Source organism: Enterococcus hirae ATCC 9790 (assembly GCF_000271405.2).
GTDB lineage: Bacteria > Bacillota > Bacilli > Lactobacillales > Enterococcaceae > Enterococcus_B > Enterococcus_B hirae.
Genome location: NC_018081.1, coordinates 851,404 through 867,218, shown reverse-complemented (window position 1 = coordinate 867,218; position 15,815 = coordinate 851,404). Strand labels below are relative to the sequence as shown.

22 protein-coding genes and 2 pseudogenes are annotated in these 15,815 nt (G+C 39.5%); all 24 read left to right on the top strand.

Annotation, left to right across the window (positions count from 1 at the left end; translation table 11 throughout):
- Window positions 1-61 precede the first annotated feature (61 nt).
- The 24 genes and pseudogenes from EHR_RS04225 to rpsH all read left to right on the top strand — a co-directional run bounded on the left by EHR_RS04225 (window position 62) and on the right by rpsH (window position 15,784).
- Window positions 62-898 carry a PRD domain-containing protein gene (locus EHR_RS04225; protein WP_010736794.1) on the top strand — a complete coding sequence of 279 codons (837 nt, stop codon included), beginning with the start codon at window positions 62-64 and terminating at the stop codon, window positions 896-898.
- Window positions 899-907: 9 nt separating this feature from the next.
- Window positions 908-2,884, top strand: a complete 1,977-nt coding sequence (gene nagE / locus EHR_RS04220; protein ID WP_010736795.1) for an N-acetylglucosamine-specific PTS transporter subunit IIBC — start codon at window positions 908-910, stop codon at window positions 2,882-2,884.
- A 240-nt stretch (window positions 2,885-3,124) separates the two neighbouring features.
- A complete protein-coding gene (locus tag EHR_RS04215) occupies window positions 3,125-4,594 on the top strand; it encodes a BglG family transcription antiterminator (protein ID WP_010736796.1) in 1,470 nt (489 codons plus the stop codon).
- Between the two features lies 1 nt (window position 4,595).
- Window positions 4,596-5,084: a PTS sugar transporter subunit IIA gene (locus tag EHR_RS04210; RefSeq protein ID WP_010720455.1), complete on the top strand. Its 489-nt coding sequence runs from the start codon at window positions 4,596-4,598 to the stop codon at window positions 5,082-5,084.
- Window positions 5,085-5,104: 20 nt separating this feature from the next.
- Entirely contained in the window at window positions 5,105-5,419 is a 315-nt protein-coding gene (locus EHR_RS04205; protein ID WP_010736797.1) for a PTS fructose transporter subunit IIB, read from the top strand.
- 15 nt (window positions 5,420-5,434) lie between these two features.
- Window positions 5,435-6,517: a PTS fructose transporter subunit IIC gene (locus EHR_RS04200; RefSeq protein WP_010720453.1), complete on the top strand. Its 1,083-nt coding sequence runs from the start codon at window positions 5,435-5,437 to the stop codon at window positions 6,515-6,517.
- A gap of 24 nt (window positions 6,518-6,541) precedes the next feature.
- Window positions 6,542-7,382: pseudogene (locus EHR_RS04195) on the top strand (class II fructose-bisphosphate aldolase).
- 18 nt (window positions 7,383-7,400) lie between these two features.
- Window positions 7,401-8,300 carry a ketose-bisphosphate aldolase gene (locus EHR_RS04190; protein WP_010736799.1) on the top strand — a complete coding sequence of 300 codons (900 nt, stop codon included), beginning with the start codon at window positions 7,401-7,403 and terminating at the stop codon, window positions 8,298-8,300.
- A 458-nt stretch (window positions 8,301-8,758) separates the two neighbouring features.
- Entirely contained in the window at window positions 8,759-9,067 is a 309-nt protein-coding gene (gene rpsJ, locus EHR_RS04185) for a 30S ribosomal protein S10 (RefSeq protein ID WP_010720450.1), read from the top strand.
- Between the two features lie 30 nt (window positions 9,068-9,097).
- Window positions 9,098-9,727, top strand: coding sequence for a 50S ribosomal protein L3 (gene rplC / locus EHR_RS04180; RefSeq protein ID WP_002290445.1), 630 nt, complete (start codon window positions 9,098-9,100; stop codon window positions 9,725-9,727).
- Window positions 9,728-9,754: 27 nt separating this feature from the next.
- A complete protein-coding gene (gene rplD, locus EHR_RS04175) occupies window positions 9,755-10,378 on the top strand; it encodes a 50S ribosomal protein L4 (protein WP_010720449.1) in 624 nt (207 codons plus the stop codon).
- Entirely contained in the window at window positions 10,378-10,668 is a 291-nt protein-coding gene (gene rplW, locus EHR_RS04170; RefSeq protein WP_002290449.1) for a 50S ribosomal protein L23, read from the top strand. The genes rplD and rplW overlap by 1 nt, the downstream gene beginning before the upstream one ends.
- A 39-nt stretch (window positions 10,669-10,707) precedes the next feature.
- Window positions 10,708-11,541, top strand: coding sequence for a 50S ribosomal protein L2 (gene rplB, locus EHR_RS04165; RefSeq protein WP_010720448.1), 834 nt, complete (start codon window positions 10,708-10,710; stop codon window positions 11,539-11,541).
- A gap of 42 nt (window positions 11,542-11,583) precedes the next feature.
- Entirely contained in the window at window positions 11,584-11,862 is a 279-nt protein-coding gene (gene rpsS, locus EHR_RS04160) for a 30S ribosomal protein S19 (protein WP_010720447.1), read from the top strand.
- Between the two features lie 21 nt (window positions 11,863-11,883).
- Window positions 11,884-12,231: a 50S ribosomal protein L22 gene (rplV, locus tag EHR_RS04155; RefSeq protein WP_002288657.1), complete on the top strand. Its 348-nt coding sequence runs from the start codon at window positions 11,884-11,886 to the stop codon at window positions 12,229-12,231.
- Between the two features lie 13 nt (window positions 12,232-12,244).
- Window positions 12,245-12,900, top strand: a pseudogene (gene rpsC / locus EHR_RS04150) (30S ribosomal protein S3).
- 2 nt (window positions 12,901-12,902) lie between these two features.
- On the top strand, window positions 12,903-13,337 hold the full coding sequence (gene rplP, locus EHR_RS04145) for a 50S ribosomal protein L16 (RefSeq protein WP_010720445.1): 435 nt from the start codon (window positions 12,903-12,905) through the stop codon (window positions 13,335-13,337).
- Window positions 13,327-13,515 carry a 50S ribosomal protein L29 gene (gene rpmC / locus EHR_RS04140; RefSeq protein ID WP_002288664.1) on the top strand — a complete coding sequence of 63 codons (189 nt, stop codon included), beginning with the start codon at window positions 13,327-13,329 and terminating at the stop codon, window positions 13,513-13,515. Before rplP ends, rpmC begins: the two co-directional genes overlap by 11 nt.
- A 24-nt stretch (window positions 13,516-13,539) precedes the next feature.
- On the top strand, window positions 13,540-13,806 hold the full coding sequence (gene rpsQ / locus EHR_RS04135) for a 30S ribosomal protein S17 (protein ID WP_010720444.1): 267 nt from the start codon (window positions 13,540-13,542) through the stop codon (window positions 13,804-13,806).
- Window positions 13,807-13,863: 57 nt separating this feature from the next.
- Complete coding sequence (rplN, locus tag EHR_RS04130) at window positions 13,864-14,232, top strand: 50S ribosomal protein L14 (RefSeq protein ID WP_002288669.1); 369 nt, start codon at window positions 13,864-13,866, stop codon at window positions 14,230-14,232.
- Window positions 14,233-14,268: 36 nt separating this feature from the next.
- Entirely contained in the window at window positions 14,269-14,580 is a 312-nt protein-coding gene (rplX, locus tag EHR_RS04125; RefSeq protein WP_010720443.1) for a 50S ribosomal protein L24, read from the top strand.
- 25 nt (window positions 14,581-14,605) lie between these two features.
- The gene (gene rplE / locus EHR_RS04120; RefSeq protein WP_002288671.1) at window positions 14,606-15,145 is read left to right on the top strand and encodes a 50S ribosomal protein L5; all 540 of its coding nucleotides are present in this window, start codon (window positions 14,606-14,608) and stop codon (window positions 15,143-15,145) included.
- Between the two features lie 18 nt (window positions 15,146-15,163).
- Window positions 15,164-15,349 (top strand): type Z 30S ribosomal protein S14, encoded by a 186-nt coding sequence (locus tag EHR_RS04115; RefSeq protein ID WP_002356214.1) that lies wholly within the window; start codon window positions 15,164-15,166, stop codon window positions 15,347-15,349.
- Between the two features lie 36 nt (window positions 15,350-15,385).
- Window positions 15,386-15,784, top strand: a complete 399-nt coding sequence (gene rpsH / locus EHR_RS04110) for a 30S ribosomal protein S8 (RefSeq protein ID WP_002288675.1) — start codon at window positions 15,386-15,388, stop codon at window positions 15,782-15,784.
- Window positions 15,785-15,815 lie beyond the last annotated feature (31 nt).

The following is a 15,815-nucleotide window of genomic DNA, read 5'->3' as shown; positions in this document are numbered from 1 at the left end:
ATTGATAAAGGATGATTGGTCCATGAAGTAACTTTAATTCTGCAGAAAAAGGGTTATTATTATGAAAATCAAAAAGATTTTTAATCAAAATGCGGTCTTAGTCGATGACGATGGACAAGAAAAGGTCGCAATTGGTAAAGGTGTTGGATTCGATAAAAAGCGCAATGACTTGATTTTTCATCGAGAAATTGAGCGGATGTTTGTGATGGAGCCAGAAAGTCAAATGAAACTACAAAGTTTGCTGAATCAAATTGACGAAAAGTTTCTTTTTGCTGCTGAACACATTATTGATCATGCAGAAACAGTTTTAATGAAAAAGCTGAATGAGCATGTGTTGATCGCGTTAACGGATCATATTGCTTTTGCTGCTGAAAATATTCGTAATGGAATTGTTATTCGAAATAAATTACTGCGAGAAATCGAGGCGCTGTACCACGAAGAATTTAGTATTGCGCAATGGGCAGTTGATTATTTGAATCACACTTTAGCTATTCCTTATACATATGATGAAGCGGGTTATATAGCGATACATATCCATAGTGGTCATAGCGGACAAACTAGTAATCATCGTAGCATTCGCGAAGTCACGATCGTGTCGGAAATTATCCAGTTGATTGAAAAAGAGCTGAGGATCGATATCCATTCCGAACAAATGGCACTGAATTATTCTCGTTTAGCAAACCATCTTCGGTTGTTGATCCAACGGTATCACAATCAGCAGTATGCGGTCTTAGACGAGGAGATTATTGAGATAGTCAAACGAAAATATTCAGGAAGTTATGCAGTCGCAAAAAAAATTCGAGTACTTTTAACTAAACAATATCAAATGTCTATTACAAGCGAAGAACTTGGTTATTTAGTTATTCATATCGAACGCTTGCGAGGGACAACAGAATAGGAGAACAAAATGAAAACATACTTACAACGAATGGGACGTTCCTTGATGTTACCAGTAGCAACCCTACCAGTAGCTGCTTTATTCATGGGGATTGGTTATTGGATCGATCCGACTGGTTGGGGTGGCAATAACATTTTTGCCGCTTTTATGATCAAAGCTGGAGGAACAGTCTTAGATAATTTAGGAATCATTTTTGCTGTTGGGTTAGCATTGGGGATGTCTAAGGACAAAGATGGTTCATCAGCATTGGCAGGATTGATCGCCTTTTTAGCACCAGTCACATTAGTCAATAGTGCTTCTGTCGCATTGTTTACTAAAGTGGATGTTGAAAAAGTGAATATCGCTTTTGATGCAATCAATAATAAAAATGTATTTATTGGAATTTTGGCAGGCTTAGTCGCTGGTGCGATGTATAATCGCTTCAGCGGAGTTAAATTGCCAATGGCGTTATCTTTCTTTAGTGGAAAACGAGCAGTACCAATCGTAACAGCTGGTTTAATGGCAATTATTTCTGCTTTATTGATTTTTGTTTGGCCACCAGTTTATGATACATTGGTTAGTTTCGGTGAATTGATCTCTGGAATGGGCGCGTTAGGTGCTGGTCTATATGGCTTCTTCAACCGTTTGCTGATTCCAACTGGTTTACACCATGCACTGAACAATGTTTTTTGGTTCAATTTAGCTGGAATTGATGATATCGGTAAATTCTGGGCAAGTGAAGGGGTAAAAGGAGTCACCGGTATGTACCAAGCTGGTTTCTTCCCGGTCATGATGTTTGGGTTACCTGCTGGTGCACTTGCTATCTATCAATGTGCGCGACCAGAAAAGAAAAAAGTGACCGCATCTTTGATGTTAGCTGCCGCTTTCGCTTCTTTCTTTACAGGGGTGACTGAACCGTTAGAATTTTCATTTATGTTTGTCGCTTGGCCATTGTACGTCGTTCATGCTGCTTTAACAGGGATTTCGATGTTTATCGCAGCAACCTTCCATTGGACAGCGGGCTTTAATTTTAGCGCCGGCTTTATTGATTTCTTCTTAAGCTTACGTGTACCTATTGCCAATCAACCATTAATGCTATTGGTATTAGGCTTGGCGATGGGTGTGATTTATTACTTTACATTTTTATTTGTCATCAAAAAATTCAATTTGATGACTCCGGGGCGTGAAGAAGATACTGGAGTTGCAGAAAATGGGGAAGTAGGAACAGTGCCAACTGGTGACAATCGATTTGCCACGCTAGCTAATCAACTTTATCAAGCATTAGGTGGTGCAGCGAACGTTGTTTCCATTGACAATTGCACGACACGTTTACGCTTGTATGTAAAAGATACGGCAAAAGTTGATCAAGGGAAAATCAAAGCGACTGGCGTTCCAGGCCTGAAAGTAATTGATGCCAAAAATATTCAAGTGATCGTTGGAACGGAAGTCCAATTTGTTGCAGATGAAATGAAAAAAATTCATGGAAGTAGTGGCAAAGGAACTGCTCAGTCCACGCCTACTGTGACAACCAAAACAGTCGTTGATCCACAAAACCAAGATATTTTTGCGGTAGCAAATGGGAAGCTAATGCCAATCACAGAAGTGGCAGATGATGTCTTTTCACAAAAAATGATGGGAGACGGGTTTGCGATTCTACCAACGAATGGCGAAGTGTTTGCTCCAATCGCTGGTACGATTATCAATATTTTTCCAACGAAACATGCAGTTGGTATCAAAACGGAATCAGGAATTGAAGTTCTCTTGCATATGGGGATCGATACTGTGAACTTAAAAGGAGCGCCTTTTACGATCTACGTTGAAGAGGGACAAAAAGTTGCACGTGGTCAATTAATTGCAACCATGGACTTGGTGGCACTACAATCGGCAAACAAACAATCAGATCTGATCGTTGCTTTTACCAATGGTGAAAAAGTGGCGAAGCTAACGATGGATGCTAGTGGGGTAGTTAAAGCAAATGCTGTGATTGGTCATGTTAAGAGTAATTAAGGAAGAAAACTACTGACACCAATCAATAGTTACTTATTTTCATCGTTTCGTCTATTCATTACTTTTATGTACTCTGATGTATCGTGTAAAACATCGAAGACAGGTTTTTGCCTGCTTCGGTGTTTTTTGTCTTTTTTGCCATTTTTTGTAAACGCTTTTAAAAATGTCCAGAGTAATGGACAGAACAAAAAATGAGTTGTCAGAAAATTCCGTTATAGTATAAACAAGGAGGTTGAACAAATGCAGCTAAGCAAAAGAGAGAAAGAAATGGTCGAATACTTTGTTAAACATGGCTTATCCCTTACAGCTCAGGAGTTAGCTGAATTTGCCCATGTTTCTACGAAAACGGTCTACCGCACGATTAAAAAGATAAATGATGTGTCTGAAACCGGGGAAATCATTTTGGCAGAGGCAGGCAAAGGATTTCGGTTAGACTACGATAAATATTTAAATGTGAGTGCAACGCATAATGAAAGTCGAACGAGTCAAGGACCTTTGGAAAGAAGAAATGCGATTTTGCTTAATTTGTTGTTTAAGGCACCCAAGAAGTTATTAATCAATGAATTGTTCCATCCGTATTATGTCAGTGATCCGGTAATTAGTAATGATTTGGCTAAGATCAGTTTATTTTTAATGAAAAACCACCTCCAACTTAAACGACAAGGTACCCGAATTGGTATCGAAGGAACAGAAAAACATATTCGTAAAGTAGTGAATATGCTATTAAGTATCCATTTATTGGAAGATAAAAAAGTGGTTCCTAGTCACCCAATGATCAGCTCATTTGATATCAATTTTATTACTTCGATCGTTGAGTTTATCGAACAAAAACTAGTCAGCCGAATTGCCTATCCATATGCAATGAATATTTTTTCTCATATTTATATCTTAGTCAAACGCTTCCGTGAAGGGGTCGTGTATTTAGAAGAAGATACGTGGGATTTAGATGAAGAAGATCAGGCGCTGATCCATTATAACCAGGAACTGTACCAACTATCAAAGCAAGTCATGCTCAAATTAGGTCAATATTTAAATACGACTCTCCCTGAAAGTGAAACTTTTTATCTTTTTCAATACTTGATTTCCTCCAGGATCGAAAATGGTTCGATTAAACATCAAAATATCTCAAATGAAGCTGAAGAAATCACCCGTTTTTTTTCTGCTACGATGAGCCGGCTCATGGGAGTGGCGATTGATCAAGAACGAAACCGACATGATTTGTATAGTCACATTCAGCCGCTATTGTATCGATTAAAACATGAGATCACAATCAAAAATGATTTATTGCACGATATTGAATTAGAGTACCAGGAAACGTTTCAATTAGTAGAATTTGTCAGTAAAATGGTCCAAAAAAAATTTCATACAAACCATATATCCAAAGATGAAATTGGATTTTTAACATTATACTTTGTGAGATACAAAGAGTTAGCCCCAATAAAAAAACGTGTATTGATCATGTGTAGTAGTGGTGTTGGAACTTCAGAACTATTGAAAGTCAAAGTAAAAAAAGCCTTTCCTGAATTAGAGATTATTGCTGTTTTATCTTCTCGGCAGTACCAGAAAAACCAAGCGGAATTTAGTAAGATCGATTTGATTTTAACAACGGTTTGTTTGAATGAGCCACCGAAGATTCCCACGATATTAGTAAACTCAGTATTTACCAAGCAAGACGAAAAACGTGTGAAGCAAATGTTAGGAGAGATGTGAAATGGTTACAAAACAGGTAATGTCAGAATTTAGTATCGCAAATGTGATTACAGAAAAACTGATACGTTTAGAAATGAAAGCGAAAACAAAAAAAGAAGCGATTCTCGAATTAAGTGAATTACTAAAAGAAAACGGCATTATCAAAGATGTTGATGATTTTTCATCAGATGTCTTTCAACGGGAGAAAGAAGGAATCACAGGGATTGGAAACGGTGTGGCGATTCCCCACGGAAAATCAGCGAGTGTCATTCAGACTTCTTTGGTTGTGGGTAAAGTCGAGACCCCGATCCCTTGGGAATCATTAGATGAGCAGCCTGTAAAGGTCATTATCTTATTTGCAGTAAAAGATACAGATGCCAATACCGTTCATATCAAATTATTACAAAAAGTAGCAATGTTATTAGCAGAAGATACCATTATCGAAAAAATGAATCAGGCAACTAGTAAAACAGAATTAATGGAACTATTAGCAAAAGAACCAACTGTCTAAAAGAAAAGGAGGAAGGAAAAATGAAGATCGTCGGAGTAGCAGCCTGTACTTCAGGAATTGCACATACGTATATTGCCAAACAAAAATTAGAAAAAGCAGCAAAAGCATTAGGACATGAAGTGCACATCGAAACACAAGGAACAATTGGTACAGAAGACGAGTTATCGAAGGAGGAGATCAAGCAGGCAGATGTCGTCATTATTGCAGCAGATATCAAAATTGGTGGCAAGGAGCGGTTCGAAGGAAAAAAAGTGATTGAGATTCCTACGAACATGGTCATTAAAGCACCGAAAGGGTTGATTACTAAAATTGAAGAAGAACTCAGTAAAACATAAAAGGAGAGGAATTGGATGCTTCGTCAACTACAATTAAAAAAGCATGCACTGACAGCTATTTCATACATGTTACCAGTTGTTGTGACCGCTGGACTCTTGATCGCTATTGGGAATTTAACAGGTGGGCAAGTCATCAATGATTATCAAGCGTCTTATTCTGTACCCGATGCCTTAGTTTCTCTAGGGGTTTTGGGCATGGGATTATTGGCTCCAGTGATTTCTGCAGCGATTGCCTATTCCATTGCCGATCGCCCAGGGATTGGTCCAGGTTTGTTTATGGGGTTAATTGCCAATGCCATTGGCGCAGGTTTTTTAGGTGGTATGTTAGGCGGTTACTTGGTGGGGTTCTTTGTCCTGTTATTGGTGAAATATCTCAAAGTTCCTAAGTGGGCACAAGGATTGATGCCGATGATGATCATCCCACTGTTAGCGACCCTTAGTATCGGTTTATTGATGTTTTTCGTGGTAGGTGTGCCGATTGTTTGGGCAACAGAAGCGATGACCGATTTTTTACAAGGACTACAAGGTTCTGGAAAATTCCTCTTTGGGTCAATTGTCGGTGGGATGGCTGCCTTTGATTTTGGTGGACCAGTCAATAAGGTAGCCTCATTGTTTGCTGATGGGATGCTTTTGGAAGGTGTGCAAGAACCAGAAGCTGTGAAAGTGTTAGCGTCAATGGTTCCGCCTTTCGGTGTCACCATTTCATGGGTTTTATCTAAGTTATTTCGGCAAACAAAATATTCAAAAGAAGAAGAAAACAACATTAAGATTGCTTTTCCGATGGGACTTTGCATGATTACGGAAGGCGTTATCCCCTTAGCGGCAGTTGATCCGCTTCGTGTGATCATTTCGTGTACAGCTGGTGCAGCGATTGGCGGAGGTTTGAGTATGTCGTGGGGAATTGGGTCACCAGTTCCTTCTGGTGGGGTCTTTATTATCCCAGCAATGACGGATCCGTTGAAGTTTACCTTTGCCTTATTGATTGGTTCTGCAGTTACCGGCATTCTATTGTTTGTTTTGAAAAAGGCGCCAGCTGAACACCCTGTCGTAGAGGAAGAAGAGGAAGAAGTAGATTTTTCTTCTATTAAATTATCTTAAAAACTGTAGAGAGAAGGATTTGATATGTATGTGTCAATGAAAGAGATGCTCAAAAAAGCAAATCAAGAAAACTATGCTGTCATGGCGATCAATTGCTTTAATCTAGAAACAGCTAAAGCAACGATCCAAGCTGCTGAGGAATTACATGCGCCGATCATCATAGATTTATTGCAAGATCACTTAAAGCAACACATCAATTATCATTATTTAACGAAGCCCATCATCCGTATGGCACAGGATGCCAAAGTCGAAGTAGCGATTAATCTAGATCATGGTCAAGACATCGCATTTGTCAAGCAGTGCTTACAAGAAGGATTTTCCAGCGTCATGATGGATGCTTCGATGTATCCCTTGGATCAGAATATCGAAATAACGAGAGCGATGGTTCAATTTGCCCAAACGTATGATGCGAGCGTAGAAGCAGAAGTAGGAAATATGGGGGCAGTCACAGGCGACCATTTTACAGATGATGCCATGTGTACGGACCCAGCAGAAGCAATCCGATTGATCAATGAAACGGGTGTGGACTGCTTAGCGATTTCCTATGGCTCCAGTCACGGAGATTATCAAACCACGTTTTCGTTTCGATATTGTCCAAGAAATAAAAGAGAAGACTCAACTTCCGTTAGTTTTACATGGGGGGTCAGGAGCGGGAAAAGACAACATTCGCCAATCCATTGAGTTAGGAATCAATAAGATTAATGTTGGTTCTGATTTTATGAAGGCGCAACAACAAAGATGCCAACAGCTTCTACAACAGGAGCCAACGATCGAATACCCCACTCTCATCCAACAAACAGTCATAGCAGGAAAAGAGTTAGTTCAGCAATACATTCAACTATCAGGTTCAACCAATAAATCATAGAAATGGAGAAAATAGACGATGTTAATCAATATGAATCAAATGTTAGAAATTGCCAAGGAAAATCATTTTGCAGTAGGGGCGTTTAACGTTGCTGACAGCAACTTTTTACGAGTAGTCATTGAGGCGGCAGAAGAAAATGATGCACCCGCAATCATTGCAGTCCATCCGACAGAATTAGACTTTACCAAAGATGAGTTTTTCCAATATGCAGTGAGCCGAGCGAAAAACAGCACTGTGCCTTTCGTTATCCATATGGATCATGGCGATAGCTTAGCAAGTATCATGCGAGGGATTCATTGTGGGTTTAGTTCAGTTATGATCGACGGCTCCTTGTTGCCATTTGAAGAAAATATTGCACTAACAAAAGAAGTGGTAGATGTTTGCCATAAGATCGGGGTCTCAGTTGAAGGCGAACTAGGAACGATTGGTAACACGGGTACTTCAGTAGAAGGCGGTGTATCGGAAGTCATTTATACGAAGCCGGAAGATGCACAGGAATTTGTGGAACGTACAGGAATCGATTCGTTAGCGGTGGCAATCGGAACCGCTCATGGTATCTATCCAAAAGATGTCAAGCCAGCATTGAAAATGGATGTTTTAACAAGTATTAAAGAAAAAGTAGCCATTCCGCTAGTTTTACATGGAGGATCTGCTAACCCAGACGAAGAAATTGCAAAAGCAGTGCAAATCGGTATTCAGAAAGTCAATATTTCATCCGACTATAAATATGCTTTTTATAAAAAGTGTCGTGAGATCTTAGCTACAACAGAGCTATGGGACCCAAATGCCATTTATCCTGAATGTATCGCAGCAGCAAAAGAAGTGGTGAAGCAAAAGATGGAACTCTTCCATTCAATCAACCAAGCAAAAGTCTATCGTCAAGCGAATATTCAACCTTGGCGACAAGAACAGAACTAAAAAAATAATCCAAACTTTGTTTTTCAAGAAAAGTGTATGGCTTAGATCGTCTATCACTTCCGATAGTTAATAGAATAAAAAACCGTAGAAACCAACATGATTGGGGGTTCTGCGGTTTTTTTGAATAACTGAAGATAGGCGAACTACTATAGGAAGGAAGTTTAGTAGAAATAAAATGTGACATTTAAGGATAAGAGGCATCTAAAGTTATCTAAATGAAAAATTATGAAAACAAATTGTTTTTTACAGGAAAAAAGCCTTGCTTTGTGGATTTAGATATATTATAATTACAAAGGTGCGTTTACCTAAACGTAAATGTCACAGACGTGATCTATAGGATTTCGTCGGCTAAGAAACGAGAGGTTGCGACACGCCCGGACGCTTTGCCACGAACGAGCGTGACGGAAATTTTCGTGGAGCTATGTCTACTTTTCAAAATAGGCGAAGGAGGGAACAAGATGGCAAAACAAAAAATTCGTATCCGTTTAAAAGCGTATGAACACCGTATTTTAGATCAAGCGGCGGATAAAATCGTGGAAACTGCAAAAAGAACTGGAGCTAGCGTGTCTGGTCCAATTCCATTACCAACTGAACGCAGTCTTTACACAGTTATTCGTGCGACTCACAAATACAAAGATTCACGCGAACAATTCGAAATGCGTACACACAAACGTCTTATCGACATTGTGAACCCAACACCAAAAACTGTTGATGCTTTGATGAAGCTAGACTTACCATCTGGTGTTAACATCGAAATCAAACTATAATATTAAAATAAAATTAATGGAGGTGTACTCATGACCAAAGGAATCTTAGGGAAAAAAGTGGGAATGACACAAATCTTCACTGAATCTGGCGAATTAATTCCAGTAACTGTTGTAGAAGCTACTCCAAACGTAGTGCTACAAGTGAAAACAATGGAAACTGATGGCTACGAAGCTATTCAAGTTGGTTACCAAGATATGCGTGAAGTTTTATCAAACAAACCTGCGAAAGGTCATGTTGCAAAAGCAAACACGGCTCCTAAGCGCTTCATTCGTGAATTCAAAAATGTTGAGCTAGGAGAATATGAAGTAGGAAAAGAAATTACAGTAGATGTTTTCCAAGCAGGAGACATTATTGATGTAACAGGTACTACGAAAGGTAAAGGATTCCAAGGGGTTATCAAACGTCACGGCCAAAGCCGCGGACCAATGGCTCACGGTTCTCGCTACCATCGTCGTCCTGGGTCAATGGGTCCAGTTGCACCTAACCGTGTATTCAAAAACAAACGTCTTGCTGGCCGTATGGGTGGCAACCGCGTAACAATCCAAAACTTGGAAGTTGTTCGCGTTGATGCAGAAAGAAACGTTATCTTAATTAAAGGAAATGTTCCTGGAGCTAAAAAATCATTAATCACTATCAAATCAGCTGTGAAAGCTAAATAATAGTAGGAAGAAAGGAGGAACTAAGGAATGCCGAATGTAGCATTATTCAAACAAGATGGAAGCCAAAACGGTGAAATCACACTTAACGAAGAAATCTTCGGAATTGAACCAAATGAAAGTGTTGTTTACGATGCAATCGTTATGCAACGTGCGTCATTAAGACAAGGAACACATGCGGTTAAAAACCGTAGTGCTGTTCGAGGCGGTGGACGTAAACCATGGCGTCAAAAAGGAACTGGTCGTGCTCGTCAAGGATCAATCCGCTCACCACAATGGCGTGGAGGTGGCGTAGTCTTTGGACCAACACCACGTTCTTACAGCTACAAACTTCCTAAAAAAGTTCGTCGTTTAGCAATGAAATCTGTATTGTCAGAAAAAGTTGCTGAAAACAACTTGGTAGCAATTGAAGGATTAAGCTTCGATGCACCAAAAACAAAAGAATTTAAACAAGTTCTTGCTAACTTATCTATTGACTCTAAAGTATTGGTTGTTCTAGAGAATGGTAACGACTTTGCTGCTTTATCAGCACGTAACTTACCAAACGTAACTGTAGTAACTTCTGATAACGTAAGTGTTCTAGATGTTGTTTCAAATACAAAAGTGTTAGCAACACAAACTGCTCTTACTCAAATTGAGGAGGTGCTTGCATAATGAACTTACTAGACGTAATCAAACGCCCAGTGATCACTGAAAAATCAATGCTTGCCATGGATGACAAGAAATATACTTTTGAAGTGGACACTCGTGCAAACAAAACTTTAGTAAAACAAGCGGTTGAAGCTGCTTTTGACGTAAAAGTTAAAAACGTGAACATCGTGAACGTACGTGCGAAATTCAAACGTATGGGCAAATATGCAGGATATACAAAAAAACGTCGCAAAGCGATCGTTACATTGACTGAAGATTCAAAAGAAATCCAATTATTCGAAGCTGCTGAATAAGCACTTACTAGATAACTCATTAAATTAGGAGGGAAAAACGTGGCGATTAAAAAGTACAAACCTACCTCAAATGGTCGTCGTAACATGACAGGTTCTGATTTTGCTGAAATCACAACATCAACACCTGAAAAATCATTGTTACAACCATTGAAAAACCATGCTGGACGTAACAATAACGGCCGCATCACTGTACGTCACCAAGGCGGCGGACACAAACGCCAATATCGCGTGATCGACTTCAAACGTAATAAAGATAACGTTGTTGCAACTGTTCAAACGATCGAATACGATCCAAACCGTTCAGCTAACATCGCGTTAGTACACTATGAAGATGGAGTGAAAGCTTACATCTTAGCACCAAAAGGACTACAAGTTGGAATGAAACTTGTTTCAGGTCCAGATGCAGATATCAAAGTCGGAAATGCTCTTCCTTTAGAAAACATTCCAGTTGGTACTGTTATCCACAATATTGAAATGAAACCTGGTAAAGGTGGACAATTAATCCGTTCTGCTGGTACAAGTGCTCAAGTACTTGGTAAAGAAGGCAAATACGTATTGATCCGCTTAAACTCTGGTGAAGTTCGTATGATCTTAGCTGCTTGCCGTGCAACAATCGGTTCAGTAGGTAACGAACAACACGAATTGATCAACATCGGTAAAGCTGGACGCTCTCGTTGGATGCGTAAACGCCCAACTGTACGTGGTAGCGTAATGAACCCTAACGATCACCCACACGGTGGTGGTGAAGGTAAAGCTCCTATCGGACGTAAAGCACCAGTTTCTCCTTGGGGACAACCAGCACTTGGTTACAAAACTCGTGATAAAAAAGCTAAATCAGACAAACTTATTGTTCGTCGTCGTAAAAATAAATAATTTCTTTGACCATGTGTCGCACATTTTGAGAGGAGGTTCACCATGGGTCGTAGTTTAAAGAAAGGACCTTTCGTTGATGAGCATTTAATGAACAAAGTTGAAGCTCAAGCAGGGGTTGAAAAGAAAAAAGTTATCAAAACTTGGTCTCGTCGTTCGACCATTTTCCCAAGTTTTGTTGGATATACCATCGCAGTATACGATGGACGTAAACACGTACCAGTTTACATCCAAGAAGATATGGTAGGACACAAACTAGGTGAATTCGCACCAACAAGAACTTATCGTGGCCATGCTGCAGACGATAAGAAAACGAAACGCTAATTGAGGGGAGGATAAAACCAAATGGCAGAACAAATCACATCAGCTAAAGCAACTGCAAAAACAGTTCGCACTTCACCTCGAAAAGCCCGTTTAGTAATTGACCTTATCAGAGGTAAAAGTGTTGCGGATGCAATTTCAATCTTGAAATTCACACCAAACAAATCTGCTGGAATCATTGAAAAAGTATTGATGTCAGCAGTTGCGAATGCAGAAAACAATTTTGACTTAGATGTTGAAAACTTGGTAGTATCTGAAGCATTTGTTAACGAAGGACCAACAATGAAACGTTTCCGTCCACGTGCAAAAGGATCAGCTTCTCCAATCAACAAACGTACAAGTCATATCACGGTAGTCGTATCAGAAAAATAAGGAGGGATAATCAGTGGGTCAAAAAGTACATCCAATTGGAATGCGTGTAGGCATCATCCGCGACTGGGATGCTAAATGGTATGCTGAAAAAGAGTATGCAGAGTTCTTACACGAAGATTTAAGAATCCGTAAATTTATTTCAACTAAACTTGCTGATGCTGCTGTATCAACAATTGAAATCGAACGTGCTACAGGCCGTGTTAACATTTCAATTCACACAGCAAAACCAGGTATGGTTATTGGTAAAGGCGGATCTGAAGTCGAAAACCTAAGAAAAGAATTAAATAAATTAACTGGTAAAAGAATCCATATCAACATCGTGGAAATCAAAAAACCAGATCTAGATGCAAAATTAGTAGGTGAAGGAATCGCACGTCAATTAGAAAATCGTGTTGCTTTCCGTCGCGCTCAAAAACAAGCCATCCAACGTTCAATGCGTGCTGGCGCTAAAGGGATCAAAACTCAAGTATCTGGACGTCTAAACGGTGCGGACATCGCTCGTTCAGAAGGATACTCAGAAGGAACTGTTCCTCTTCACACATTACGTGCGGATATTGATTACGCATGGGAAGAAGCAGATACAACATACGGAAAACTAGGAGTTAAAGTGTGGATCTATCGTGGAGAAATTCTTCCAACTAAAAAAACACTGAGAAAGGAGGGAAATAATCATGTTAGTACCTAAACGTGTAAAACACCGTCGTGAATTCCGCGGAAAAATGCGCGGGGAAGCCAAAGGTGGTAAAGAAGTAGCATTCGGTGAATACGGTTTGCAAGCTGTTGATTCACATTGGATCACTAACCGCCAAATCGAAGCTGCTCGTATCGCAATGACTCGTTACATGAAACGTGGTGGGAAAGTATGGATTAAAATTTTCCCTCACAAATCTTATACTGCCAAAGCAATTGGGGTACGTATGGGTTCTGGTAAAGGGGCACCTGAAGGATGGGTTGCACCAGTAAAACGTGGTAAAATCATGTTTGAAATTGCAGGCGTGTCTGAAGAAGTGGCTCGTGAAGCGTTACGTCTAGCTTCTCACAAATTACCAATGAAAACTAAGATCGTAAAACGTGAGGAAATGGGTGGTGAATCGAATGAAGGTTAAAGAAATCAGAGAATTAACCACTGCCGAAATGCTTGATCAAGAAAAACAATTAAAAGAAGAATTGTTTAATCTTAGATTCCAATTAGCAACAGGTCAATTAGAAAACACTGCACGTATTAAAGAAGTACGTAAATCGATTGCACGCATCAAAACTGTATTGCGTGAACAAGCTAAGTAATTATGGAAGGAGGCCATTAAGCGTATGACTGAAGAAAGAAATCAACGCAAAGTTTATCAAGGTCGCGTGGTATCTGACAAAATGGATAAAACCATTACAGTTTCTGTTGAAACAAAGAAAAACCACCCTATCTATGGCAAACGCATGAACTATTCTAAGAAATACAAAGTGCATGATGAAAACAACACAGCTAAAGTTGGCGACATCGTGAAAATTATGGAAACTCGTCCATTATCAGCTACAAAACGTTTCCGTTTGTTGGAAGTAGTCGAAGAAGCAGTTATTATCTAATAACACGAGATTTTCCTATATAGATTGAATGCAAAATCTGAAAGGAGGATACACAACGTGATCCAAGCAGAAAGTCGTTTAAAAGTCGCTGATAATTCAGGCGCACGTGAAATTTTGACGATCAAAGTCCTTGGTGGTTCTGGTCGTAAAACTGCTAACATCGGTGATGTGATCGTTGCTACGGTTAAACAAGCAACGCCAGGTGGGGTTGTCAAAAAAGGTGACGTCGTAAAAGCCGTTATCGTTCGAACAAAATCAGGAGCTCGTCGTACAGACGGTTCATATATTAAATTTGATGAAAATGCTGCAGTGATTATTCGTGATGATAAAAGCCCTCGTGGAACGCGTATCTTTGGGCCGGTTGCACGTGAACTACGTGAAAACAACTTCATGAAGATCGTTTCACTAGCACCAGAAGTTTTATAATCTTGAGACACTTATCAAAGGAGGTGCGAAACAGTTATGTTTGTTAAAAAAGGCGATAAAGTTAAAGTTATCACTGGAAAAGACAAAAATAAAGAAGGCGTTGTATTAGCAGCGTTTCCGAAAAAAGATAAAGTCATTGTCGAAGGTGTGAATGTTGTTAAAAAACACCAAAAACCTTCTCAAGCTGCTCCTCAAGGTGGAATTGTTGAGATGGAAGCACCAATTCATGTTTCTAACGTGATGGTGATCGACTCTACTGGCGTAGCTGGCCGAGTTGGCTACAAAGAAGTAGATGGCAAAAAAGTCCGCGTTTCTAAAAAAACCGGTGAAGTTTTAGATAATAAATAAGTTTAAGGAAGGAGGGGCTTACTGAATGAACCGCCTAAAAGAAAAATATCTTAAAGAAGTAACTCCATCATTGATGGAAAAATTTAACTATAGCTCTGTTATGCAAACACCTAAAGTTGAAAAAATCGTCATCAACATGGGTGTTGGTGATGCGGTATCAAACGCTAAAAACTTAGATAAAGCAGTTGAAGAATTAACTTTGATCACTGGACAAAAACCAATGATTACTAAAGCTAAAAAATCAATCGCTGGATTCCGTTTACGTGAAGGAATGCCAATTGGGGCAAAAGTTACCTTGCGCGGAGAAAGAATGTACGAATTTCTAGACAAATTGGTTTCAGTTTCTCTACCACGTGTACGTGACTTCCATGGTGTAAGTAAAAAAGCCTTTGACGGTCGTGGAAACTATACTTTAGGTATTAAAGAACAATTGATCTTCCCAGAAGTAGATTACGATTTAGTAGATAAAGTACGTGGTATGGACATCGTTATTGTAACGACAGCTAACTCAGATGAAGAATCTCGTGAGTTGTTGACACAATTAGGCATGCCATTCCAAAAATAATTAAAGGAGGCGAACTACGTGGCTAAAAAATCAATGATTGCTAAAAACAAACGCCCTGCAAAACATTCAACACAAGCTTACACTCGTTGCGAACGTTGCGGACGTCCACATTCAGTTTATCGTAAGTTCCATCTTTGCCGTATTTGCTTCCGCGAACTTGCCTATAAAGGTCAAATTCCCGGCGTGAAGAAAGCTAGCTGGTAAAAAAGTAAATTCGCATAAGAAGGAGGTAAAAGATCAATGGTCATGACAGATCCAATTGCAGATTTTCTAACTCGTATCCGTAATGCAAACATGGTTAAACATGAGTCTTTAGAAGTTCCTGCATCAAAAATTAAACGTGACATCGCTGAAATCTTAAAACGTGAAGGTTTCGTTCGTGATGTTGAATATATCGAAGATGACAAACAAGGCGTGATCCGTGTTTTCCTAAAATTTGGTAAAAACGGCGAACGTGTTATCACTAACTTAAAACGTATCTCTAAACCAGGTTTGCGTGCTTATGTCAAAGCTGACGAAGTACCAAAAGTATTGAACGGTTTAGGTATCGCAATCATTTCGACTTCTGAAGGTGTTGTTACTGATAAAGAAGCTCGTGAAAAAAATATCGGCGGCGAAGTTATCGCTTACGTATGGTAATCAACTAGAATTTACAAGGAGGTGTCTTTAA

Coding starts and splice junctions, on each gene's coding strand:
- EHR_RS04200 (WP_010720453.1), top strand. CDS start 5,435: ATGCTTCGTCAACTACAATTAAAAAAGCATGCACTGACAGCTATTTCA.
- rpsQ (WP_010720444.1), top strand. CDS start 13,540: ATGACTGAAGAAAGAAATCAACGCAAAGTTTATCAAGGTCGCGTGGTA.
- rpsS (WP_010720447.1), top strand. CDS start 11,584: ATGGGTCGTAGTTTAAAGAAAGGACCTTTCGTTGATGAGCATTTAATG.
- rplP (WP_010720445.1), top strand. CDS start 12,903: ATGTTAGTACCTAAACGTGTAAAACACCGTCGTGAATTCCGCGGAAAA.
- rplV (WP_002288657.1), top strand. CDS start 11,884: ATGGCAGAACAAATCACATCAGCTAAAGCAACTGCAAAAACAGTTCGC.
- rplX (WP_010720443.1), top strand. CDS start 14,269: ATGTTTGTTAAAAAAGGCGATAAAGTTAAAGTTATCACTGGAAAAGAC.
- rplC (WP_002290445.1), top strand. CDS start 9,098: ATGACCAAAGGAATCTTAGGGAAAAAAGTGGGAATGACACAAATCTTC.
- rplD (WP_010720449.1), top strand. CDS start 9,755: ATGCCGAATGTAGCATTATTCAAACAAGATGGAAGCCAAAACGGTGAA.
- EHR_RS04210 (WP_010720455.1), top strand. CDS start 4,596: ATGGTTACAAAACAGGTAATGTCAGAATTTAGTATCGCAAATGTGATT.
- EHR_RS04225 (WP_010736794.1), top strand. CDS start 62: ATGAAAATCAAAAAGATTTTTAATCAAAATGCGGTCTTAGTCGATGAC.
- rpsH (WP_002288675.1), top strand. CDS start 15,386: ATGGTCATGACAGATCCAATTGCAGATTTTCTAACTCGTATCCGTAAT.
- rpsJ (WP_010720450.1), top strand. CDS start 8,759: ATGGCAAAACAAAAAATTCGTATCCGTTTAAAAGCGTATGAACACCGT.
- nagE (WP_010736795.1), top strand. CDS start 908: ATGAAAACATACTTACAACGAATGGGACGTTCCTTGATGTTACCAGTA.
- rplW (WP_002290449.1), top strand. CDS start 10,378: ATGAACTTACTAGACGTAATCAAACGCCCAGTGATCACTGAAAAATCA.
- EHR_RS04190 (WP_010736799.1), top strand. CDS start 7,401: ATGTTAATCAATATGAATCAAATGTTAGAAATTGCCAAGGAAAATCAT.
- EHR_RS04215 (WP_010736796.1), top strand. CDS start 3,125: ATGCAGCTAAGCAAAAGAGAGAAAGAAATGGTCGAATACTTTGTTAAA.
- rplE (WP_002288671.1), top strand. CDS start 14,606: ATGAACCGCCTAAAAGAAAAATATCTTAAAGAAGTAACTCCATCATTG.
- rpmC (WP_002288664.1), top strand. CDS start 13,327: ATGAAGGTTAAAGAAATCAGAGAATTAACCACTGCCGAAATGCTTGAT.
- EHR_RS04205 (WP_010736797.1), top strand. CDS start 5,105: ATGAAGATCGTCGGAGTAGCAGCCTGTACTTCAGGAATTGCACATACG.